The organism is Pseudomonas sp. NPDC098740 (assembly GCF_044760065.1).
Lineage (GTDB): Bacteria > Pseudomonadota > Gammaproteobacteria > Pseudomonadales > Pseudomonadaceae > Aquipseudomonas > Aquipseudomonas rossensis.
Genome location: NZ_JBIWAM010000003.1, coordinates 221,639 through 243,290, shown reverse-complemented (window position 1 = coordinate 243,290; position 21,652 = coordinate 221,639). Strand labels below are relative to the sequence as shown.

Annotated in this window: 22 protein-coding genes; 8 read left to right on the top strand and 14 right to left on the bottom strand. The window is 58.1% G+C overall.

Annotated elements, in window-relative coordinates:
- Positions 1–25: 25 nt before the first annotated feature.
- Positions 26–913: a LysR substrate-binding domain-containing protein gene (locus tag ACIQU2_RS05505; protein ID WP_283189635.1), complete on the bottom strand. Its 888-nt coding sequence runs from the start codon at positions 911–913 to the stop codon at positions 26–28.
- Positions 914–1,053: 140 nt separating this feature from the next.
- Between ACIQU2_RS05505 and lysM the strand changes: the two genes are divergently transcribed.
- The gene (gene lysM, locus ACIQU2_RS05500) at positions 1,054–1,494 is read left to right on the top strand and encodes a peptidoglycan-binding protein LysM (protein ID WP_403139257.1); all 441 of its coding nucleotides are present in this window, start codon (positions 1,054–1,056) and stop codon (positions 1,492–1,494) included.
- A 54-nt stretch (positions 1,495–1,548) separates the two neighbouring features.
- On the opposite strand, the gene ACIQU2_RS05495 is transcribed toward lysM, so the two are convergent.
- Both ACIQU2_RS05495 and ACIQU2_RS05490 read right to left on the bottom strand, forming a co-directional pair.
- A complete protein-coding gene (locus ACIQU2_RS05495) occupies positions 1,549–2,325 on the bottom strand; it encodes an enoyl-CoA hydratase (RefSeq protein WP_129439385.1) in 777 nt (258 codons plus the stop codon).
- Complete coding sequence (locus tag ACIQU2_RS05490; RefSeq protein WP_403139253.1) at positions 2,322–2,786, bottom strand: universal stress protein; 465 nt, start codon at positions 2,784–2,786, stop codon at positions 2,322–2,324. The genes ACIQU2_RS05495 and ACIQU2_RS05490 overlap by 4 nt, the downstream gene beginning before the upstream one ends.
- Before the next feature lie 179 nt (positions 2,787–2,965).
- Here ACIQU2_RS05490 and ACIQU2_RS05485 point away from each other — a divergent pair, with 179 nt between their 5' ends.
- The 5 genes from ACIQU2_RS05485 to ACIQU2_RS05465 all read left to right on the top strand — a co-directional run bounded on the left by ACIQU2_RS05485 (position 2,966) and on the right by ACIQU2_RS05465 (position 9,107).
- Positions 2,966–3,880 (top strand): LysR family transcriptional regulator, encoded by a 915-nt coding sequence (locus tag ACIQU2_RS05485; RefSeq protein WP_129439381.1) that lies wholly within the window; start codon positions 2,966–2,968, stop codon positions 3,878–3,880.
- 234 nt (positions 3,881–4,114) lie between these two features.
- Positions 4,115–5,662, top strand: a complete 1,548-nt coding sequence (locus tag ACIQU2_RS05480; RefSeq protein ID WP_403139250.1) for an MFS transporter — start codon at positions 4,115–4,117, stop codon at positions 5,660–5,662.
- 25 nt (positions 5,663–5,687) lie between these two features.
- Positions 5,688–6,764 (top strand): HlyD family secretion protein, encoded by a 1,077-nt coding sequence (locus ACIQU2_RS05475; RefSeq protein WP_129439377.1) that lies wholly within the window; start codon positions 5,688–5,690, stop codon positions 6,762–6,764.
- The gene (locus tag ACIQU2_RS05470) at positions 6,761–8,230 is read left to right on the top strand and encodes an efflux transporter outer membrane subunit (protein ID WP_403139247.1); all 1,470 of its coding nucleotides are present in this window, start codon (positions 6,761–6,763) and stop codon (positions 8,228–8,230) included. Before ACIQU2_RS05475 ends, ACIQU2_RS05470 begins: the two co-directional genes overlap by 4 nt.
- A gap of 82 nt (positions 8,231–8,312) precedes the next feature.
- Positions 8,313–9,107 (top strand): SDR family NAD(P)-dependent oxidoreductase, encoded by a 795-nt coding sequence (locus ACIQU2_RS05465; RefSeq protein WP_403139242.1) that lies wholly within the window; start codon positions 8,313–8,315, stop codon positions 9,105–9,107.
- 72 nt (positions 9,108–9,179) lie between these two features.
- Here the strand turns inward: ACIQU2_RS05465 and ACIQU2_RS05460 are convergent, their stop codons facing one another.
- The 10 genes from ACIQU2_RS05460 to ACIQU2_RS05415 all read right to left on the bottom strand — a co-directional run bounded on the left by ACIQU2_RS05460 (position 9,180) and on the right by ACIQU2_RS05415 (position 18,667).
- Entirely contained in the window at positions 9,180–10,883 is a 1,704-nt protein-coding gene (locus tag ACIQU2_RS05460; RefSeq protein WP_129439372.1) for an alpha-keto acid decarboxylase family protein, read from the bottom strand.
- A gap of 144 nt (positions 10,884–11,027) precedes the next feature.
- A complete protein-coding gene (gene paaE / locus ACIQU2_RS05455; RefSeq protein WP_129439370.1) occupies positions 11,028–12,104 on the bottom strand; it encodes a 1,2-phenylacetyl-CoA epoxidase subunit PaaE in 1,077 nt (358 codons plus the stop codon).
- 26 nt (positions 12,105–12,130) lie between these two features.
- Positions 12,131–12,637, bottom strand: a complete 507-nt coding sequence (gene paaD / locus ACIQU2_RS05450; protein ID WP_129439368.1) for a 1,2-phenylacetyl-CoA epoxidase subunit PaaD — start codon at positions 12,635–12,637, stop codon at positions 12,131–12,133.
- The gene (paaC, locus tag ACIQU2_RS05445; protein WP_129439366.1) at positions 12,624–13,385 is read right to left on the bottom strand and encodes a 1,2-phenylacetyl-CoA epoxidase subunit PaaC; all 762 of its coding nucleotides are present in this window, start codon (positions 13,383–13,385) and stop codon (positions 12,624–12,626) included. The genes paaD and paaC overlap by 14 nt, the downstream gene beginning before the upstream one ends.
- A gap of 8 nt (positions 13,386–13,393) precedes the next feature.
- Positions 13,394–13,675, bottom strand: a complete 282-nt coding sequence (gene paaB, locus ACIQU2_RS05440) for a 1,2-phenylacetyl-CoA epoxidase subunit PaaB (RefSeq protein WP_347802635.1) — start codon at positions 13,673–13,675, stop codon at positions 13,394–13,396.
- Positions 13,668–14,654, bottom strand: a complete 987-nt coding sequence (gene paaA / locus ACIQU2_RS05435) for a 1,2-phenylacetyl-CoA epoxidase subunit PaaA (RefSeq protein WP_347802634.1) — start codon at positions 14,652–14,654, stop codon at positions 13,668–13,670. Before paaA ends, paaB begins: the two co-directional genes overlap by 8 nt.
- Before the next feature lie 42 nt (positions 14,655–14,696).
- Positions 14,697–16,037: a phenylacetate--CoA ligase PaaK gene (gene paaK, locus ACIQU2_RS05430; protein ID WP_129439360.1), complete on the bottom strand. Its 1,341-nt coding sequence runs from the start codon at positions 16,035–16,037 to the stop codon at positions 14,697–14,699.
- Positions 16,038–16,039: 2 nt separating this feature from the next.
- A complete protein-coding gene (gene paaG, locus ACIQU2_RS05425; protein ID WP_129439358.1) occupies positions 16,040–16,831 on the bottom strand; it encodes a 2-(1,2-epoxy-1,2-dihydrophenyl)acetyl-CoA isomerase PaaG in 792 nt (263 codons plus the stop codon).
- A gap of 191 nt (positions 16,832–17,022) precedes the next feature.
- Positions 17,023–18,168 (bottom strand): acyl-CoA dehydrogenase family protein, encoded by a 1,146-nt coding sequence (locus ACIQU2_RS05420; protein WP_403139229.1) that lies wholly within the window; start codon positions 18,166–18,168, stop codon positions 17,023–17,025.
- Positions 18,169–18,256: 88 nt separating this feature from the next.
- Positions 18,257–18,667, bottom strand: coding sequence for a thioesterase family protein (locus tag ACIQU2_RS05415; protein ID WP_129439354.1), 411 nt, complete (start codon positions 18,665–18,667; stop codon positions 18,257–18,259).
- Between the two features lie 581 nt (positions 18,668–19,248).
- On the opposite strand from ACIQU2_RS05415, the gene ACIQU2_RS05410 reads away from it, so the two are divergent.
- Positions 19,249–19,989, top strand: a complete 741-nt coding sequence (locus ACIQU2_RS05410) for an SDR family NAD(P)-dependent oxidoreductase (RefSeq protein WP_129439352.1) — start codon at positions 19,249–19,251, stop codon at positions 19,987–19,989.
- Positions 19,990–20,042: 53 nt separating this feature from the next.
- The gene (locus tag ACIQU2_RS05405; protein ID WP_347802631.1) at positions 20,043–20,957 is read left to right on the top strand and encodes a CoA ester lyase; all 915 of its coding nucleotides are present in this window, start codon (positions 20,043–20,045) and stop codon (positions 20,955–20,957) included.
- Here the strand turns inward: ACIQU2_RS05405 and ACIQU2_RS05400 are convergent.
- Positions 20,937–21,590 (bottom strand): TetR/AcrR family transcriptional regulator, encoded by a 654-nt coding sequence (locus tag ACIQU2_RS05400; RefSeq protein WP_165353247.1) that lies wholly within the window; start codon positions 21,588–21,590, stop codon positions 20,937–20,939. The genes ACIQU2_RS05405 and ACIQU2_RS05400 overlap by 21 nt on opposite strands.
- Positions 21,591–21,652 lie beyond the last annotated feature (62 nt).

Genomic DNA, 21,652 nt, shown 5'->3' with positions numbered 1-21,652 from the left:
CTGATCTACCGATAGATAGCGTCGATCAAGAGCTTGGCAGCGATTGCTGAAGAATCGCGAAACAGGCTTCCGCGAGTGCCGAGCGCGGAGCGCTGCGACGCATGATCAGCCCCAGCCGGGCGAGGGTTTGAGCATTTTCGATGGGTTGCAGGCGTAAATGATCGGTGAGTTTTTCCAGGCCTCCGTCCAGAGGCATCACGGCGCAGCAGAATCCACCGTGCACCGCTTGTAACAATTGGTGGACGGCATCGGTTTGCAGCAACGGCTGCGGGGTGAGGCCGCGACTGTGGAAGTTGTGGTCGATGGACTGCCGAAAATGCATGCCGCTGGTGAGCATGCCCAGCGGCAGTTCGATCAGGGACTCCCAACTCAGCGGCGCCTCACCGAAACTGAAGAAGCGCTGATCGTAGAGCAGGCCCATGCGGGTTTCGCTGAACGCCAGGGAATCGAAGCGTTCGCCGTCCAGTCGCTCCAGGTACGACACGCCAAGATCCAGGCGATTGTTCGCCAGTTGTTCGAGGATCTGTTCAGAACTCAGGGCCGAGAGTTCGAAGCGCAGGTTCGGGTGTTCGGCGTGCAGGCGTTGCATCAGCGGCAGCGGATCGAAGCTCGACAGCGGCACCACACCCAGACGCAACGTACCGACCAGATTGCCGCGACAGGCAGCCGCCTCGGCCTGCAAGCCGTCGTAGGCCGCCAGCACGGTGCGCGCCCAGGCCAGCACCCGTTCACCCGGTGCGGTGAAACCTTCGAAGCGCTGACCTCGATTGACCAGCGGCAACTCAAGTTCTTCTTCGAGGCTGCGCAGGCGCATGGACAGGGTCGGCTGGGTGATGTGACAACGCGCAGCGGCCTGGCCGAAATGCCGGGTTTCGTCGAGGGCGATGAGGAATTTAAGTTGCTTGATGTCCATCTTCGCTCCAGGGCGCGGTCAGGCTCGAGATTCTAACGCGCTTGCAGAGCACTTGAGTCATTGGTCGGATCGCAACCTCGTTCTTTGCCGTTGGTCTAGTCTTTCGCGTCTGGACCTCATAAACCCAAGGAGAGTGCATCATGAGTATTTTTAGCTTTGTGAAAGAAGCGGGCGAAAAGCTTATTGACCTGTTAACGCCGGGTAATGCCAATGCGAGCGAGCAGTTGAAGGAGCACATCGCCAAGGTCGGCCTGGGCAACCCGAATGTTCAGGCAACAGTGAATGGCGATACGGTCACGGTGACCGGTGAAGTCGCCAGCCAGGAAGAAAAAGAGAAAATTCTGCTGGCCTTGGGCAACATTGCCGGTATCGGCAGCGTTGACGACCAGATCACCGTGACCGGCCCGGTCGCTCAGGCGGCGCGTTTCGTCACCGTGAAAAAAGGCGACACCCTCAGCGCGATTGCCAAGGCTGAGTACAAAGACGCCAACAAGTATCAGAAAATCTTCGAAGCCAACAAACCGCTGCTGTCGCACCCGGACAAGATCTATCCCGGCCAGGTATTGCGCATTCCTGAGTGATGCTTTTCAGCCAGGCTTTCGAGCCTGGCTGAATCCCGATTCCTGCTTGCCTGCTTAGCGATGTTTGAACTGCGGTGGGCGTTTTTCACTGAACGCGTTCATGCCTTCTTTCTGATCTTCGATAGCAAAGGTCGAATGGAACAGCCGGCGTTCAAAGCGTACGCCCTCTGCCAGGCTGGTTTCGAAGGCGCGGTTTACCGCTTCCTTGGCCAGTAGTGTTACCGGGGATGAGAAGCCAGCGATGCGTGAGGCTATCTTCAGTGCCTCGTCGAGCAGCGAGGCAGTCGGCACTAAACGGCTAACCAGACCGCAGCGTTCGGCTTCGACGGCATCCATGGTGCGCCCGGTCAGAACCATGTCCATGGCCTTGGATTTGCCGACAAACCTTGCCAGTCGTTGGCTGCCACCGGCGCCGGGGATGGTACCGAGGGTGATCTCTGGCTGGCCGAAGCGGGCATTTTCCGCTGCGATAATGAAATCGCACATCATCGCCAGCTCGCAGCCTCCGCCCAGCGCATAGCCAGCAACCGCAGCGATGCTCGGCTTGCGAAAGGTGCTCAGGCGTTCCCAGTCAAGGCTGACGAAGTCAGCCTTGTACACATCCATGTAGCTCCAATCCTTCATTAGCTTGATATCGGCACCGGCGGCGAAGGCCTTTTCATTGCCGGTAATCACCACTACGTGAGTTTCGTCATCTGTTTCCAGATGATCGAGCAGACGCGCCAATTCGGCATTCAGTCCGGCTGAAAGCGCATTCAGCACCTCGGGGCGGTTAAGGGTGATCATCGCCACATGGCCATGCTTTTCCAATAAAAGGTATTCCAGTTTCATATATCACCTGCGAAATTCAGGACATCGACCAGCACCGGGCAGCGGGCGACTTCGATGACTCGGGCGCTGACTGAAGGGTCGAAGATACGGTTGATCCGCGAAAGATGGCGGTGGCCGACGATGATCAAGTCGACCTTCAGCCGGTCGGCTTGCGAAACGATCGAAGAGGCCGGCTCTCCGTCAATGACCACGCCTTCTGCTTCAAGCCCGAGTGACCGTAAATAGTCCAGGGCCTCTTGCATGGCGTTATTGGCTATATGTTGCTCACTGCTGGCCGCGGGATATTCCTGCTCATCTGCAGGCTTGATGTGCCCATTTTCCGAAGGCAGGGTGTACGCACTGTCGACGGAAAGCAGGACATAGAGTCGAGAGGCATCCAGCTTGGAATACTGTGCGGCCAGGTCCAGGACCGATCGGCTCTGGGGCGAACCATCAATAGCAACGAGTAAGGAGCGAAGCATGGCTGTTCCAACCGGGAGTTAACGGAAAGCAGGTATTCTTGGAAAATCGTACGTTTAGGTAAATGGTTCGTCGTGCATTTTGTAGTTGCATACGGCGCAGGCTTCGCGCGCATTGGTGTTTGGTCAGAAACTGCTAGGATTGCGCCAGGATTAATTGATTTTCACAAGGAGTGTTTGTTGTGCATCTTCCAGATATGAATCTGCTGGTGGCCCTGGATGCGCTGCTGGACGAGGGCAGTGTGGTCGGTGCCGCCCGGCGCATGAGCTTGAGCCCCGCGGCGATGAGCCGGACCTTGACCCGGATACGTAGCGCAGTGGGTGACCCGATTCTGGTGCGCGCCGGGCGTGGTCTGGTGCCGACACCCAAGGCGCTGGCATTACGGGCTCAGGTGCGCAGCCTGGTCGAACAAGCGGCGCAGGTGTTCCTTTCGGGTGACGAGGTCGATCTGACGACGCTGGAACGCTGCTACAACTTGCGGGCGAATGACGTATTTGTCGCGGCCTTTGGTGCGCAGCTGCTGGAAATCATGCGCAAAAAGGCCCCACGTACCGTGCTGCGCTTCGTGCCGGAAGGCGAGGGCGAGGATGACGCGTTGCGCGAAGGGCGGATCGATCTTTATATCAGTGCGACGCGAAATCTTGGGCCGGAAATCAAAGTTCAGAGCCTGTTCACCACGACCTTTGTCGGCCTGGCCCGGGTGGATCACCCAATCTTTCAGGAAGAAATCACGCCAAAACGTTTCGCCTCCTATGCGCAGGTCAGCGTGTCGCGACGCGGTCGTGCAACCGGGCCGATCGATACCGCTTTGGCCGGGATGGGCTTGCAGCGGCGTGTCGCGTTGATCACTCCTAGCTTTCACTCGGCGATGTTCGCCTTGCCCGATTCCGACCTGTTGCTGCCGCTGCCGGAGCATGTGTTGTGGAGCGTCTCGCGGCTGGGCTTGCCGTTGCGTTCGTTCCGTATCCCTATGGCGCTGGAGACGGTGGTGGTCATGCAGGCCTGGCATCCACGCTTTGATAACGACTCGGCCCATCGCTGGCTGCGTCAGACGTTGAAAGAGAGCTGTGCCAAGTACTCCTCGCCACGGGTTTGAAGCAGCTTGCGCTTCCAGGATCGCCGCAAGCCCCTTCGGGCCGAGCACGACCCCGGCTTATCGCGGCCTGTGGATTGATACGTGCGTTGGGTGCAGCTTAAAGCTTCCCATATGTCAGTTTTCGGAACTATTGCGTCTTCATAAACTATCCAGGTAACCCTTTACCTGGAGTCATGACGCAATGTGCCTTGTGTTGTTTTCTATCTTTCGGGGCGCTGGCCGACGGGTGAACCCGTGAGTTCGCTCGCAGCCCCTGCTGTTATGGCCCCGACGCTGGAGGTGACGAAACCCGCACCGGCCGCTGCACCAGTGTTTGGCCTGCGTATTGTGATCGGGCTGATCGGGGTGCTGATTGCCGTATTAGTGGCCGGTCTCAACGAGATGGTCACTAAAGTGGCCATGCCTGACATTCGTGGCGCGCTGTATATCGGTGCGGATGAAGGTACCTGGTTGATCGCCACTTACGCTGCCACCTCAGTATCGGCCATGGCGTTTGCGCCCTGGTGTTCGGTCACCTTCTCCCTGCGTCGCTTCACTCTCAGCGCCATCGGTGCGTTTACCGTGCTTGGGATTCTCTGCCCGTTCGCTCCGAACCTCGAAAGCCTGATGGTGTTACGAACTTTGCAGGGGCTGGCCGGGGGCAGTCTGCCGCCGATGCTGATGACCGTCGCGCTGCGTTTCCTCCCGCCCGGCGTCAAGCTTTACGGGCTGGCAAGTTATGCGTTGACTGCCACCTTCGGCCCGAGCCTGGGGACTCCGCTGGCCGCGTTGTGGACCGAATACGTCGGTTGGCAATGGGCGTTCTGGCAGATCGTCCCGCCCTGCTTGTTGGCGATGGTCGCGGTTGCATATGGCTTGCCGCAGGACCCGATGCGCTTTGAGCGTTTCAAACAGTTTGACTGGCGTGGCCTGTTGCTCGGTTTGCCGGCGATTTGTGCGCTGGTGATCGGTCTGTCCCAGGGCAATCGTCTGGACTGGTTCGAGTCCACGCTGATCTGCTGGCTGCTTGGCGGCGGTCTGGTGCTGTTGGTGTTGTTCTTTATTAATGAATGGTCGCACCCGCTGCCGTTCTTCAAATTGCAGATGCTGACCAACCTGAACCTGTCCCACTCGTTGCTAACCCTCGGCGGGGTGCTGATCGTATTGCTGGGGGTGATCATCATCCCTTCCAGCTACCTGGCTCAGGTGCAGGGTTATCGCCCGGTACAAACTGCGCCGGTATTGCTGATGGTGGCCTTGCCGCAGTTGCTGGCGTTACCGCTGGTGGCGGCCTTGTGCAACATCCGTCGGGTCGACTGCCGATGGGTTCTGGCAATCGGTCTTGGATTGCTGGCGCTGGCCTGTGCTGGCGGCACGCAAATCACTTCCGAGTGGATTCGTGACAACTTCTACATCTTGCAGCTGTTCCAGGTGTTTGGTCAGCCGATGGCGGTGATCCCGTTGCTGATGCTCGCTACCGGCGGCCTGGCGCCGCAAGACGGCCCGTTCGCTTCCGCCTGGTTCAACACCGTCAAAGGTTTTTCGGCGGTCCTTGCTACCGGCGTGCTGGAGGCGTTGACCACGGCGCGGCTGCATTTCCACTCAACCATGCTGGTCGATCGCCTGGGCAACTCGCCTTTGGCAGACAGCGACGCTGCAGGGCTTGCCCATCGCATCCACGAACAGGCGGTCGTACTGACGTCTTCGGACTTGTACTACTGCATGGCGTTGCTGGCACTGGCCTTGATTCTGTTGATCCCGTTGATGCCTTCCCGGATCTATCCACCTCGTGCGGTGGCATAGCGTTCCATTCAGAGAGAAAGTCGTTATGACTACGAGTAAAAATCAGAAAATTGCCTTGTACACAGTTGCCTTGGTTGCTCTTGGCGGGGTCATCTACCTGGCAGCGCCGCGCCTGTTTGGTTCCGGCTCGCTGCAAACCACTAACGATGCGTTTATCACGGCGGATTACACGTTGGTGGCGCCGAAGGTTTCGGGTTTTATCAGTCAGGTGCTGGTCGAGGACAACCAGCCGGTGAAGGCCGGTCAATTGCTGGTGGTCATCGATGATCGTGACTACCAGGCTGCGCTCCAGGCGGCCGAGGCACAGTCACTGGTGTCGCAGGCGCAGTTTCAAAACGCGAAAGCTACGCTGGAACGCCAGTCGTCATTGATCGCTCAGGCGCAGGCCATGATGGCTGCCGACAAGGCTGAGCAAGCTTTCGCGGAGCACGAACTGACGCGCTACAACCATCTCGCAGGCCAGGGCGCCGGCACCGTGCAAAATGCTCAGCAGGCCCGCAGCCGGGTGGATCAAGCCAGCGCCCGCTTGGCCAATTCGACCGCTGCCTTGGCCGCTTCGCGCAAACAGGTGGATATCCTCAAGGCCCAGCTCGACAGTGCCGACGGAGGCCACAAACATGCGTTGGCATCCTTGGAGCGGGCCCGTTTTGATCTGTCCTACACCCGTCTTGTGGCACCGCTGGATGGTGTAGTCGGTGAACGTGCTGCGCGTGTCGGGGCCTATGTCAATCCAGGCGCGAAGATCATGGCGATTGTTCCTCTGGAGCGGGCCTATGTGGTTGGCAACTTCCAGGAAACCCAGTTGACACATGTGCAGCCAGGGCAGCCAGTGAAGATCCGCGTCGACACCTTTAGTGGCGAGAGCCTCACCGGTCGGGTCGAAAGTATTGCGCCGGCGACCGGGGTGACCTTTGCTTCGGTCAAACCGGACAATGCGACGGGCAACTTCACCAAAGTCGTGCAGCGGATACCGGTGAAGATTGCGCTGGATGCCGATCAACCGTTGGCGAACCGCCTGCGTGTGGGCATGTCGGTGGAAGCCAGTATCGAGACGCAGGACCCGCAGGGCAACGACGCACGTAAAGAGGTCACCCTTCGATGAGTCGGACTTTCCCTGTTCAACCATTATTGTTGTCGAGCGTGTTGATGCTCTCGGCTTGCAGCGTCGGTCCGGACTTTCAGAAGCCTCAGGGGCCAGATAACGCAAAGTGGCCCTTGCTGCAAGGCCAGGCTGCCGTCAGTCGCCCAGAGGCTTCGCCGGTTGAAGAACGCTGGTGGGACATCTTTCACGATACGCAGTTGTCTGCCCTGGCTCGCCGTGCTGTCACCAGCAGCCTCGATGTAAAAATCGCCAGTGCTCGTCTGCAGCAGAGTCGAGCGGCGCGCCAGACCATCGCCGCCGATCAATATCCGAGCCTTGATGCCGGTGTCGGCTATGAGCGGGCACGCAACAGCAGCAAGGGCCTGAGTGACCCTTCGGGCAAGGGCGGCAAGTCTGCCTTCAATCTCTGGGAGGGCGATTTCACCGCTGCCTGGGAGCTAGACTTGTGGGGCCGGGTCAAACGCGAAGTGGAAGTGGCCGATGCATCGGTCGAGGTGGCTGAGAACGACCGGCGCATGGTCCTGCTGTCGATTCTGGCCGAGACCGCTCGCGATTACATTCAGCTGCGCGGCGTGCAGAGCACCCTCGCGGTCACTCGCGAGAACCTGGATGTTTCCCGGCACAGCCTGAAGCTGTCGCAGATGCGTTTGGCTGATGGCATCGCGACCAATCTGGATGTGGCTGAAGCCGCTGCGCAGGTCGCCGCAGTCGAAGCTCGCTTACCGTCGCTCGAACAGCGTCAGGCACAGTTGATCAATGCGTTGAGCCTGCTGTTGGCCGAGCCACCAAGAGCCTTGCAGGCCGAATTGGAACGACCGGCGCCAGTACCGCAAACCCCACAAAACTTCGCAATTGGCTTGCCGTCGGAGCTGGCCGAGCGTCGTCCGGATATTCGTCAAGCCGAAGCCCGTCTGCATGCCGCGACGGCTGGGATCGGAGTGGCCAAAGGTGATTTCTATCCGCGCATTCGTCTGTCCGGCAACGTTGGTTTCCAGTCGATGCAGCTATCGGATTTCGGGTCCTGGGGCTCGCGCCAATTTGCTATCGGCCCACAGTTGAGCCTGCCGATTTTCGAGGGTGGACGTTTGCGTGGGATGGTCAAGTTGCGCGAGGCGCAACAACAGGAAGCGGCGCTCGATTACCAACAGGTGGTGCTTCGGGCCTGGCATGAAATTGATGATGTGCTGACCTTGTACAACGCCAGCCAACTGCGACGTGACCGACTGGCCGAAGCGGTGCGGCAGAATCGGATTGCGCTGGAAACTGCGCAAAGCCAGTACGTCGAAGGGGTGGTGGATTTCCTCAACGTGCTGACGGTTCAGAGCGCCTTGTTGGCGAATCAGGAACAACTGGTGGAAAGCTCGACCACGGTCTCGTTGGCCATGGTTGGGCTCTATAAATCACTAGGTGGCGGCTGGCAGTCGATTTATCCGCTGGCAACGGCTGATGCCGGTACCACTCATTGAGGCGCCAGGCTTTTCGAATCAATTACGGCGGACCTTGAGTCCGCCTTTTGTGTCGTTACATCATCTATCGGAGGAAGTAAGCATGAACATATCGTTGCACGGAAAGCGCGCGATCGTCAGTGGTTCCACGGCCGGTATTGGTCTGGCTATTGCTTTCGGTCTGGCCGAGGCGGGTGCTGAAGTGGTCATCAACGGGCGCAGCGAGGAGAGGGTGCGCAAGGCTATCGAGCACATTCTGAGCCGACTGCCGGGTGCTCGGCTGATCGGTCTTGCAGCCGATCTGGGAACCGTGGAAGGCGCGCAGGAACTGTTCTCCAAAATCTCGAATGTCGACATCCTGGTGAACAACCTGGGGATCTTCGAGCCCAAGGGTTTCTTTGATATTACCGATGCCGACTGGCAGCGTTTTTTCGACGTCAACGTGATGAGCGCAGTGCGTCTGTCACGTCACTATGCGCCGGCCATGGCTGAACGTGGCTGGGGTCGGGTGTTGTTCCTGTCCAGTGAATCGGCGTTGCAGATTCCGGCTGAAATGGTCCATTACGGCACCACCAAAACCGCGCTGCTGGCAATCTCTCGTGGACTGGCGGAAACGCTGGCCGGCACCGGTGTGACGGTCAACGCGGTACTGCCGGGGCCAACGCGCTCTGAAGGTGTCGGCGGTTTCTTCGCGCAGATGGCCGAAGAACAAGGCGTGCCGTCTGAGCAGTTGGAGAAGAGTTTCATCGCGCAACATCGCGCAAGCTCGCTGATCAAGCGTTTGGCGACGACTGAAGAAGTGGCGAATCTGGTGGTCTATCTGGCGTCGCTTCAAGCCAGTGCAACCAACGGTGCGGCGATGCGTGTCGATGGTGGCGTGGTTCGTTCCATCGCCTGATGCAGAGGGTGACCGTTGAAGGTCACTGGAGGCAAGAAGGCATGGGCGGTGACCACCGCCGATGCCTTTGGCTCAGACTGCCATCGACAACGTTTCGGTCGCTTTGGGAATGGGACCGAAATCGAAGTCGGCAAACATCTTCGCGAAACGCTTGAGCGACTCAGGGGCATCCATCCGCTCCATCATCACTTCGATAAACACCAGCTCGTTGGCTGTCGCTGCCTGTTCGACAGCGGCCTCCAATTGATCTTCGGTGTGAACGATCAGCCGTCGAGAGCGATTGCGCGTGTCCAGTACATACGGCAGCTCGGCGTAACGCCAGCGGTTGACGTCGTTGTAGCTGGAGTTCTCGCCGAGTATCAGGCGCTCGATGGTATAGCCGTCGTTGTTGATCAGGAAAATAATCGGCTTGAGGTCGCGACGCAGAATCGATGACAGCTCCTGCACGGTCATCTGGATCGAACCGTCGCCGATGAACAGCATCTGCCGGCGTTGCGGTTGGGCCACTAGCGAGCCGAGCAGGGCCGGCAGAGTGAAACCGATAGCGCCCCAGATCGGCTGGGAAATGAAGGTGACATCTTCCGGCAGGCTCAAACCGTTGAGGCCAGCTGAAGAAGTGCCACTTTCAGCGATGATCAGATCGCCCGGTTTTATGAAGTGACTGATGCGTTGCCAGAAGCGCAGTTGGCTCAGCTTGGCATCCGGTTGTGGCTCGAACGGCGTGACTGAACGTTGCTCGCGCAACTCGCGCATCGGCCAGGCCTGGAGGCGCTTCGTGGCCAGCTGAAGGACGCCCGCCAGCACTTGGCGCACCGATACGGCGGTGTAGTGGACACGGTTGAGGGATACGGCATAGGGGTGCAGCTGAATCAACGAGCCGGCTCTGAATTTTTGCGAAAACAGACCCGTGCTCGTGTCGGTAAATCGAGCGCCGATGCTGATCACGCAGTCTGAGTTTTCAATCGCTTCACGTACGCTCGGAGCCGAACCAGCGCCGACGTAGGTCCCGAGAAACAGACGATGCGATTCTGGCAGCATGGCCTTGGCTGGTGCCATGGTTGCAAATGGCACATTCAGCGTTTCAGCCAGGCTCTGCACCAAGCCGGTCAGACCAAAACGCGAGACATCTGCATCCACCAATAGCGTCGGCGTGCTGGCGTGTGAAAGGCGCTGGACGATCTGCTCAACCACTTCCTTTAGTTGGTTCGGATCACTGCGGGTTTCGGTCAACTGCAATGGATGCTCAGGCACTTCGATTTGCAGCGTGGCGAGGTCCGACGGTAGCTGTAGATAAACCGGTCGTCGCTCTCGATAACAGGTCAGCAACACCCGGTCGATTTCCGCTGCAGCGTTTTCCACCGTGATGCGGGCTTGCGCCACTGTGAACTCGCGCAGGGTGATCATCACGTTGTCGTAGTTGCCGTCGACCAGCGTGTGGTGCAACAACGCGCGGTCGAGAATCGCATGCAGGGGCGGCATGCCGGAGATCAGAATCACCGGTACGCGTTCGGCGTAGGCGCCGGCGATGCCATTTAGCGCACTCAGATCGCCGACGCCATAGGTGGTCAATACGCTGCCAAAGCCCTGGGTCCGGGCATAGCCGTCCGCGGCATAGGCAGCGTTGAGTTCATTGCAATTGCCGATGAACTCTATTTCGTTCGAGTACTCGACCTGTTCGAGGAATGCCAGGTTGTAATCCCCGGGTACGCCGAACAGATGACGAATGCCGAATTCGCGCAAGCGTCGCAATAAAAAATCACCAATAGTCATGTCCATGATTCGTTTTTCCTCAGAGTTCCTTGATGAGTCGAGTCTTCTCTGCGCTAAAGGCAGTTCAAAGGCGGCTTAGTCACGCAGGTACCAGAAAAGGGCGGTGCTAAAAGTGCTGCAGCAGCGGAACAGTTTTCTTGTTGTAGGGTTTCAAAGTTGATCGAAGTCCAGCACTACTCGATCAGAAAGGGGAAAGCATTGGCATGAGAGAACGAAGCCTGCTTCGATCTCGTAATCTTCAAGGGCGAAGTTGCTGTCCATCTCCACTTCACCTTCGACCAACCTGGCCTTGCAGGTCGAACAGACCCCGGCCTTACAGGCGTAGGGTAGTTCTGCGCCGTTCTGGTTGCCGGCGTCGAGAATGCTCAGGGTGTTGCGCGGGAGCTCGAAGGCCAGGCTGTTGCCATCGCTGATCACGGTGATCAGGCTGGTTCTGACGGTGTCTGTCGGGGCGGCCTCGCGAACGGCCTGTTTGCGGCCGGCTGATGGGCTGGCGAACAGTTCGCAGTGCACTCGTGCGGGGTCAAGCTGGTGCTCGATCAACGCTTGTTGAACCTCAATGGTCATCGCATGCGGGCCGCAGATAAACGCATGATCCAACGCTGCGACATCGATCCAGCGAGTGAAGAATTGCCGGCATTTTTGCCCATCCAGGCGACCGTTATAGAGGTCGACATCCTGGCGCTCGCGGCTCATCACGAAGATCAGCTTCAGGCGTTCCAGATAGCGGTCTTTCAGGTCTCCCAGTTGTTCGCGAAACAGCGTCCCGGAACTGGAGCGATTGCCATAGAGCAAGGTGAACTGACTATGCGGTTCCTGCTCGAGCGTGGTCTTGATGATCGACAGCAAAGGCGTGATGCCACTGCCGGCGGCGATGCCCAGATAGCGGCCGTGACGTTGCGCGTCCAGCTCGACAAAAAAATTGCCGCTTGGCGCCATGACGTCCAGATAATCGCCGACGACCAGCGTTTGATTGGCGAACTCGGAGAAGCGCCCGCCGCTGACTTGCTTGACCGCCACCCGCAGCTCGTTTTCATGTGGAGCGCTGCAAATCGAGTAGGAGCGGCGGATTTCTTCGCCATCCAGTTGCGTGCGCAGTACGAGGTACTGGCCCTGCTGAAACTGGAAGGTGTCGCGCAATGCCCCGGGCACATTGAAGAGAATCGAAACCGCATCGCGGGTTTCGCGCCGAATGTCCCGGACCTCCAGTGGGTGAAAGGTGTTCATGGATTTCTCCTGAGTCAGCTACAGACTCAAATGCACTTGAAGTAGTCGAAGGGCTCTTTGCAACGGCGGCACCGGTACAACGCCTTGCAGGCGGTCGAGCCAAACTCGCTGACGGTTTCGGTATCGAGACTCGCACATTGCGGGCAGGGCACCGGGCCGGATTTCTCCTGTGGCGGGGCGATGCCGTAGTCCAGCAGGCGTTGCCGGCCCTGGTTGGTGATCCATTGCGAGCTCCAGGCTGGCGCCAGTCGCTGTTCCAGATAGGGCGTGGCATAGCCTGCGCATTCCAGCGCCTGGCGCACACGTTGCTCGATCATTTCGGTCGCTGGACAGCCGGAATAGGTGGGTGTCAGCACCACCTTCAGCCGGCCGTCCTGGAACAGAATGTCGCGCACGATGCCCAGGTCGACCAGGCTGACCACCGGCACTTCCGGGTCCATCACCTGTGCCATGAGCGACCAGGCGTTTGGCAGGTCCTCGGCCTTCGCCCGACGACCACACCAGTCGGACGCGATCAGCTCACCAGCGTGCATCTGGGTAAGCTCGTGGTAGAGACTGCATGGTCGCCAAAAGCGGGCCGAGGTTTTCCGTGTGCCGTCCCTCGATGCCACTCAAGTAGAAGTAGCGCGCAGGCGGCGGCAGCTTCAGGGTTGCGCGGGCGAGGATGCCCTCTACGGTCTCGCGCCAGGCGTTCACCTGCAGTTGGGGATCGCTGCTCAAACCGACTTGATACTGACGCTGCTCGCGGTCGCTGACCGTGCACAGTTCATGAGTGAAGCGCCACAGCTGATCCAGCGCGCTCTGCATCCGTTGATGGCTGTAGTCGGTGCCGTCGCCCAAGCGCAGCATCCACTCGCTGGAGCGGCGCAGGTGGTAGGTAACTTCTTTCAGGGCTTTGTTGGCGATAGCGGCGACCATCTTGTCGCTGGAGTTCTGCAAACCCTGCAGCCGATGAAAGTGCCAGGCGTCATACAGAAATTGGCGCACGCAGGTTTGCGCATAGTCTCCGTTGGGCTGTTCGACCAACAGCAGATTGCGATACAGATGTTCACCGCGCAGGAACGCCAAGCGGTCGGCATTGCGCCCGTCATTGAGCAGCTCGGCAGCGTACTCCAGCCAGTTGCGAGCCTGGCCGACCAGGTCGAGGCCGACATTCATCAGCGCCAGTTCTTCCTCAATGGCCGGGGCATGCCCGCACAGCTCGCACAGGCGCTGGCCGGTGATCAATGCGCTGTCACCCATTTGCAGCAGATAGTCGATTAGCTCGTCGGTTTGATTCATGATCTGGCTCACATATGCCCCACTTCGTCGGGCAGCTCATAAAAACTGGCGTGCCGATAAACCTTGTCCTGAGACGGTTCGAACAGCATCTCCTTGTCTTGCGGGTTGGAAGCGGTGATCTGTTCCGCCGCGACCACCCACAGGCTGATGCCCTCATTGCGCCGGGTGTAGAGCTCGCGAGCGTTTTCGATGGCCATGCACGCATCGGTGGCGTGCACGCTGCCAACATGTTTGTGGTTGAGGCCGTGCTTGCTGCGCACGAAGACCTCATACAGGGACCATTCAGACATGCGCGGCCTCTCGGTTTTTTTCTTGTTGTTTGCGAGCGTGGGCGGCTGCCGCCTGGCGTACCCAGCTACCTTCTTCGAAGGCTTGGCGGCGGGTATCAAGGCGCTCTTGATTGCAGGGACCATTACCTTCGAGTACGTGGTAGAACTCATCCCACTGGATCTCACCGAAGTCGTAGTGACCGCGTCCGGCGTTCCACTTAAGGTCCGGGTCCGGGACTGTGCAACCGAGGAATTCCAGTTGCGCGATGGTCTGGTCAATGAATCGCTGACGCAGCTCGTCGTTACTGTTGCGTTTGATCTTCCAGGCCATCGATTGCGCGCTGTTGGGCGAGTGCGCGTCACTTGGCCCGAACATCATCAGCACCGGCCACCAGAAGCGATTGATTGAATCCTGAACCATTGCCTTCTGTGCCTCTGTGCCTTGTTTCATCATCACCAACAGCAGCTCGTAGCCTTGGCGCTGATGGAAACTTTCTTCTTTGCAGATCCGCACCATGGCCCGTGCATAGGGGCCGTAGGAGGTCCGTTGCAGGACTACCTGATTGACGATCGCGGCGCCGTCGACCAGCCAGCCGATGGTGCCGACATCGGCCCAGCTCGGCGTTGGGTAGTTGAAAATGCTCGAGTACTTGGCTTGCCCGGCATGCAAGCGGGCGATCTCCTGGTCGCGGTCGGCGCCGAGTGTTTCTGCGGCGCAATACAGGTACAGGCCATGACCGGCTTCATCCTGGATTTTCGCCATGAGTTGCAGCTTGCGTTTGAACGTTGGCGCGCGGGTGACCCAATTGCCTTCCGGGAGCATGCCGACGATTTCCGAGTGGGCATGTTGGGATATCTGACGGATCAGTGATTTTCGGTAGCCGGCGGGCATCCAGTTGTCGGGCTCTATTTTCACTTCAGCCTGGATTTTTTCCATAAAGGCGGCTTCTTCGTCAGACTCGTGGGTCGAGCCGAAATCCTTTTGCGATGAAGATTGCATGAGCGGTTCCTCGTGTGAGTCGAAGACGTGTGAGGTGCGCAATCAGTACTCGCCGCGTCGATCGAAGACGTGGCAAGCCTTTCCTTCCGAGCGCTTGAGCGTGTGGTGGGGCTGTAACTTGATCTGCGTGCTGATGCCGACATGGACCTTGATCTGATGGCCGAATTCGCGACACAGCGCATCCCGCTCAGGCTCGCTCAGCGCGGCGTGCTCCGGGCGCAGTTCGACATGCACTTCAAGGCTGTCGAGGTTGCCGCTGCGATAGATGTGCAGCTCATAGATCGGGCTCAGCGGCGCCTGCTTGAGCAGTTGTTCCTCGATCTGCGTCGGGAACACGTTGACCCCGCGGATGATCAGCATGTCGTCGCTACGACCGGTGATTTTGTCCAGGCGACGCATGGCTCGACCGGTGCCTGGCAACAGTCGGGTCAGGTCACGGGTGCGATAACGAATCATCGGCAGTGCCTCGCGGCTGAGCGAGGTCAGCACCAGCTCACCGAACTGCCCGTCGGGCAATACCGCGCCGGTGTCGGGGTCGATGATTTCAGGGTAGAAATGGTCTTCCCAAAGTGTCGGGCCGTCTTTGGTGTCCAGGCATTCCATGGCAACGCCCGGTCCCATCAGCTCGGACAATCCATAGATATCCAGTGCCTGAATGCCGAGCCGTTGTTCCAGCTCGCTACGCATCTGCGCGCTCCACGGCTCTGCACCAAAGATGCCGACCCGCAGTGACAGATCTTCGGTGGCGATACCCTGACGCTCGATTTCTTCGGCGATGTTGAGCATGTAAGACGGCGTGACCATGATGATGTCGGGACGGAAATCCTGGATCAGTTGGACTTGTCGAGCGGTCTGCCCGCCAGACATCGGGATAACCGTGCAGCCGAGTTTCTCCGCACCGTAATGTGCGCCCAGGCCACCGGTGAACAGGCCGTAACCGTAGGCAATGTGAATACGGTCGCCGCTGTGCCCGCCCGCCACGCGAATCGAGCGGGCCACCAGTGAGGCCCAGACATCGATGTCGTTGCGGGTGTAACCGACCACTGTCGGTTTGCCGGTGGTGCCACTGGAGGCGTGCAGACGAACCACTTGCTCCATGGGCACGGCGAACAGCCCGAAAGGGTAGTGCTCGCGCAGCTCGGCTTTGCTGGTCAACGGGAAGCGTGCCAGATCTTCCAGGTTGTTCAGGTCGTAAGGGTGAACCCCCAAATCATGGAACTGCTGGCGATGCCACGGGACGTTGGTGTAGGCGTGTGACAGGCTCCATCGCAAACGTTGCAACTGGTGGTGCCGCAGTTGGTCGATCGACGCGTGTTCAAGTGCGTCATCGTGAGTATTGAGCAGCGGTCTGACCGCAGTGTCCAAACGTGCGATTGCGTCCATTTTCAACGACCCTTGAAGTGAGTGCTGCGCTTCTCGATAAAAGCGTTGAGGCCTTCACTGAAGTCCTCGCTTTGCCCTGCCAGCGTCTGCAACTCGCGTTCCGTTTCAAGCTGCTGATCCAGGCTGTGTTGCTGGCTTAAATCCATGCAGCGCTTGAGCAGACCGAGAGCGTAGGTCGGTTGCGTGGCAAGGTGCCTAGCCAGCAGCAGCGCTTCGTCTGCAAGCTCACTGTCATCTACGCAACGCCAGATCATTCCCCACTGTTGTGCTTGCTCGGCGCTGATGCGCTCGCCCAACATAAACAGCGCTTTGGCTCGAGCGCTGCCGATCAGGCGTGGAAGTACCCAGCTGACGCCTGAATCGGGTATCAGGCCAACCTTGCCGAAGGCCTGAATAAAACTGGCGCTGCGGGCCGCGATGACCAGGTCGGCGGTAAGAGCGATACTGGCTCCAGCTCCGGCGGCTACGCCGTTGACGGCGCAGATCACCGGAATTGGCAGGTCACGCAAGGCTCTGATCAGCGGGTTGTAGTCATGCTCGAGCAGGTCGCCCAGGTTTGCTGGTGTTCCGTCAGGATTTATCTGCAACGACGCCAGATCCTGCCCGGCGCAAAACGCCCGGCCTTTGCCGGTCAGCAACAGGGCGCGAATACCTGGATCTTGCCGAACCAGAGCCAACGCTTGGCGCAGTTGCTCGTGCATGTCTGCGGTAAAGCTGTTGAATTGGTCCGGACGATTCAGAACCACGACAGCGACACCTTGATCCACAGAGAAAAGAATGTTCTCGCTATTCATCTCAAGCCACTCATCATTGATGCAATTGGTTGTACCGGCACGCGGCCGTTAACCACGCAGTGAGGCTGATACAACGTCGCACGCAGTGTTATGCATTCGATAAGACGTCACAGCTCAACCTAAAGCCGACAGCACACTGTTTAGAGTGCGCAGGATCAACCGGCTATTAAGTTGGCTGCATTGCTGTTTTGTTATTCTGTATGGGATGCCAGTCGAAGCATTTGATTGAATATATTTTTTTGATGCATTTCTTCTGTGCCGCCGACACTGGCAAAGCCCAGAGCATCTTTAACAAAGGTGGCGATGCCACCTTCGTGATAGCCGATACTGCCATACAGTTTTACCAGACTTAGTGCAGTTTCTATCAAGTCTTGGGCACTGGTAAGTTTAGCGATGGAACAACTCATCAACGCCTGCGGATGACCATTAAGAAGTTGGTACAGCGCGGCATAGACCATCCAGCGATTGCGCTCCATGCCAATGGTCATATTGATCAGGCGCTTTTGTACATATTGGTGGCTGTCGATTGAACTATTGAAGCTTTGTCGCTCGGCGGCGTAGCGCACGGCCTCGGCAACATAAGGCGTTGGCAGGTTGACTGCCACCAGACCGTAATAAAGTCGGCCCAAAGAAATAATGTCGATCAGTTGTTGCAGGCCGCGACCGGCTTTGCCCAGTACTTGGCAAGCCTGTACCTGAACGTTGTCGAAGTACAGCGGGCCGGTAGGTAGATTCTTGTTGCCGAGCTTGTCATCCGGCTCGCCTCTGCTCAGGCCTTGCATGTCGCCGTCGAGCAGGACCAGCGCGATATTGTGCTTTGGCATATCGGCCAGTTTGGTCACGATCAGCATGAAGTCGGCGATCGGTGCGTGAGCGATATTGTATTTGCTGCCGGTCAGGCTGTAGCCGTCGGCGGTAGGGCTGAGCGTGCTGTCGATGCTTCTGACGTCGGTACCGGTGCCAGGTTCGGCGATCCCGGTGGCGCTGATTGCGCCGTTGAGAATCGCCTGAAGGTATCGGTCCTTCTGGCTTTCGCTGCCATACAGCATCAACGCCCGAACCATACCGGCCTGAGCGATGACCGAGAGCAGCAGCTCTGGTGTGCGGATCGAAGAGGCCAGCCCTTCAAGCGCTGCAGTGAAGCCCCACCAGTCTTCTCCCGTGCCGCCGTGACTGGATGGAATTACCAGTTTCCATAGTCCCTCCTCGCAGAGGCGGCTCCAACCGGCATGGTCAAACCCAACCGGTGTGCCTTTGTTTGCACTTGCCAGTTGCCCGCCGATTTCACGGTATTTCTCGAGCAGGCTTCGTTGTTCGGTAGTCCAGGACAGCAGCATATTTGCGTTACCTATCAATACACCCTAGACGCCGGCCTGGTGGCATCGGCCAGCGATCAATGTTCGAGTCGTGGTCGGGTTTCGATCACTACTCCTGGAAGGCCAGAACCTGGTTTTTGAATTCGTCGGGGACGGTGATGGTGCGATTGCCCGCGTAGTCGAACATCACATGTTTGGACAGGCCTTTAGCGACAGTGGTTTTCCCTGCATCGCTAAGGTGCATGATGTGCTCCATCTCGAAGCTCTTGTTGCCGAACTCGATAACACGGCTGGTGACAGTCACGATGTTGCCATAGACCGCTGGCTTAACATATTCGCAGGAGGTCTTGACCATGATGTGCGGAAGCTTTTGATCCTTCGGCAGGTTCAGCAGGTTGTGCATGTAGCTCAGGTAAGCGTGCTGCAAGTAGTCGTAGTAAACAGGGCTGCTTACATGACCCATCGAGTCGGTGTCGCGATATTTAACTTCGATGACGGTATCAAATCCATTGTTGCCCATTGCAGTACCCTCTTGGCTTAGTGAGACATCTGAGTTGTGCTGGTGAGAAGCGTTGGTGTGTTCATCAAAGCATTGAACTTTATGACGCTTTGATGACTAATAGTTCTAGGCTCTCTCAGCGCTTGTCACAACTTGTTACTCATGCTACGGCACAGGTATTAGTGTGGCTACTCGCATTCCGTTGCGCTCGAAAAGACTGACGAAACTTCCAACTTGGCGAGCGCGGACCTATCGATAGGTAGCGCAGAGTCGCTGTTCTCGGTCTTGTTTCATCTGAGGGGCGCGTAAACAGAAGAGCAACTTCAGTCCGTATAAGACTGGCGTACTCGCATTTTCAGGAACGGTGTTGTATTCCTATTGTCGGACAATACACATTAACGACCGAGTAGAAAATAAATGCGAGTAATAAGTCGCTTTAGACTGCTGTATTAACCAAGGGCTGTCTGTTTGGCATGCGAGTAGTGAGGCTGTCCGGGTTCTTTTAGCATAAGCGCTCGTTCTGGCTCGTCCAGTCGAGTGGGTGGGTACCTGATCAAGGCTCACGCCGACCCGCAACGGAATGCTCAAGGAGTCCCGCTCAGATGTCTTCATCACAACCCGTGGCCGTAGTGACTGGCGCCGCCAGCGGCATTGGCGCAGCCACTGCACGACACTTGCACCAGTTGGGATTTTTGGTCGCAGGCCTGGACATGAATGCGCAGGGGCTGGAGGAAGCGATCGGTGGGCTGGGTAGCCAGCACCGCGGGTTTGTTGCCGATGTCTGTAACGAGCAGGCGCTGGCTCGGGTGTTCCAGCAGATCGATGATTGGCAGGGTCGGATAGACGCCCTGGCAACCTGTGCCGGGGTAGTCGATACCTCACCTTTTGATTCGCTCACGGCTGCGCGTTTCCGAACACTGATGGATATCAACCTGATCGGCACCTTCAGTGTCGTGCAATTGGCTGTGCCGCGAATGAGCCCGGGTGCTCGCATCTGCACTGTGGCCAGTGTCGCCGGGCTGCGCGGTGGTGGCTTGGCCGGGACTCTGGCCTATGCCGCCAGCAAGGGCGCGGTGGTGACCATGACCAAGGGCCTTGCCCGCGAATTGGGCCCTCGAGGTATTAACGTCAATTGTGTCGCCCCCGCCGTGATTCGTACCCCGATGCTCGATGACACCACTCGTCAGGATGGCCAGTTGCAGCGTTTGCATGAGATGACCGCATTGCGTCGTGAAGGCTCGGCGAACGAAGCCGCCGAGGTTATCGCGTGGTTGTTGTCCGGCAAAGCCTCATTTGTCAGTGGTGTGACTATTCCGGTGGATGGCGGCCTGACCATGCTCTAGAAGTACCTCGTATTTTTTCCTCTCTCAACCCAACAGATCATCAGGAAGATGCTATGGCTATGTCCCCCGAAAACCCGTTGGCGCTATGCCGTACGTTCTTGTTTGTACCAGGCGCAGAAGAGGTCGCGCTGCATGCGGCACTGCAAACGGGTGCCGATGTCCTGGTACAGGAGCTGGAAGATTTCACGCCGCCGGCCAGGCGCGCAGAGGCCCGCGCATTATCGGCGAGAGTCATGGACCATTGGCGCGAGTGCGGGCGTATCACTTCGGTGCGCATCAATCCCTTCGAAACGTGCGGCCATGATGATCTAAGTGCGGTTATGGTCGGCCGGCCGGCAATCATCATGATGTCGAAAGTCGAATCCACTGAACAGATGATCGAGTTGGACCAGCAAATTACCCGGCTGGAGTCGATGCTTTCGATCAAGCAGGGCTCAACGCTGATTGTCCCGAACATCGAAACCGCCCTGGGTGTGGTGCGAGCGATCGATATCGCGCATTCGAGCCCGCGAATCAAGGGAATGCTGGTAGCGACTGAAGATATGGTCGCTGACCTCGGTGCCGGGCGCAGTAGAGAAGGGACCGAGCTGTTCTATCCCCGATCCCGTTTTCTCCTTGAATGCGCTGCTGCCGGAGTCCTGGCGATTGATTCGCCCTATACCTTTGCTGATGACGAGGGCGCCGAAGCGGACATGCGCGTTGCGCGCTCTATCGGTTATCAGGCAAAAGGTGTGGTCAATCCGGATCACGTGGCCGTTGCCAATCGCTATCTGACACCGACAAGTGCCGATGCCGAGTTGTCAGTTCGCCAGATCGAGGCCTTCGAACAGGCTGCCAGTGGCGGTAAGGTGCGGGCAGAAGTGGATGGGCTAATTGTTGAGGTGCCAAGCTATCTACAATCCAGGCGACTGCTCAATCGTTATGAGCAATTGTGCGCGGTGCAGGCGTCACGCCGCGGGGGCGCATGAGTGCGCCATGCGGGCGTTGGTGCGGTTTTTTGCAATCCGTCGCGCGCGGGAAACCAGTAGCGAAGTGTTGTTGGCTGTCCCGCACAGATAGCCCATGACTGAGTCGCAGATGGCTTTTTCGATAGCCTTGGGGCAAAAATCGGGGCATTCGATCACATAGGCATGTATCAGTGACCTGATCATCCGGGTCACTAGCCAGGCGGCCAGCTGGATATCGTTTTGCACCAGTTGGTCGGCCCAGCGCCCCAGCAGGTCCTGCACCATTAGCGGGATTTCCGCTTTATACGCATCCTCGGTCGTCTGATCATTCAAGAACGAGAACTCTTGCTCCAGCAGTCGATGCAGCTCCGGCTCCTTCGTATGTGGGGTCAGGAAGGCTCGTACCAAGTGCTCGATATGCCCTTGCAGGCTGGAGATGTCTGAGCGGGTCAGAAGGCCTTGGATGGCTTCGTGAGTGGCCTTGACCTTGCGATAGTGCAGGGCGGCTATCAGTGAGTCTTTGTTGGGGAAATACTGATAGACCGATCCGACGCTGACGCCGGCCAGCTGCGCGACCAGGTTGGTATTGGTCCCAGCATAGCCATGTTTGACCACCACGTTGGCAGTGGTTTCGAGGATGGCCTCGACCATCATTTTCGAACGAGTCTGGGTGGGGGCCTTACGAGGATGTTGGATGTGCTTCACGGATAACTCCA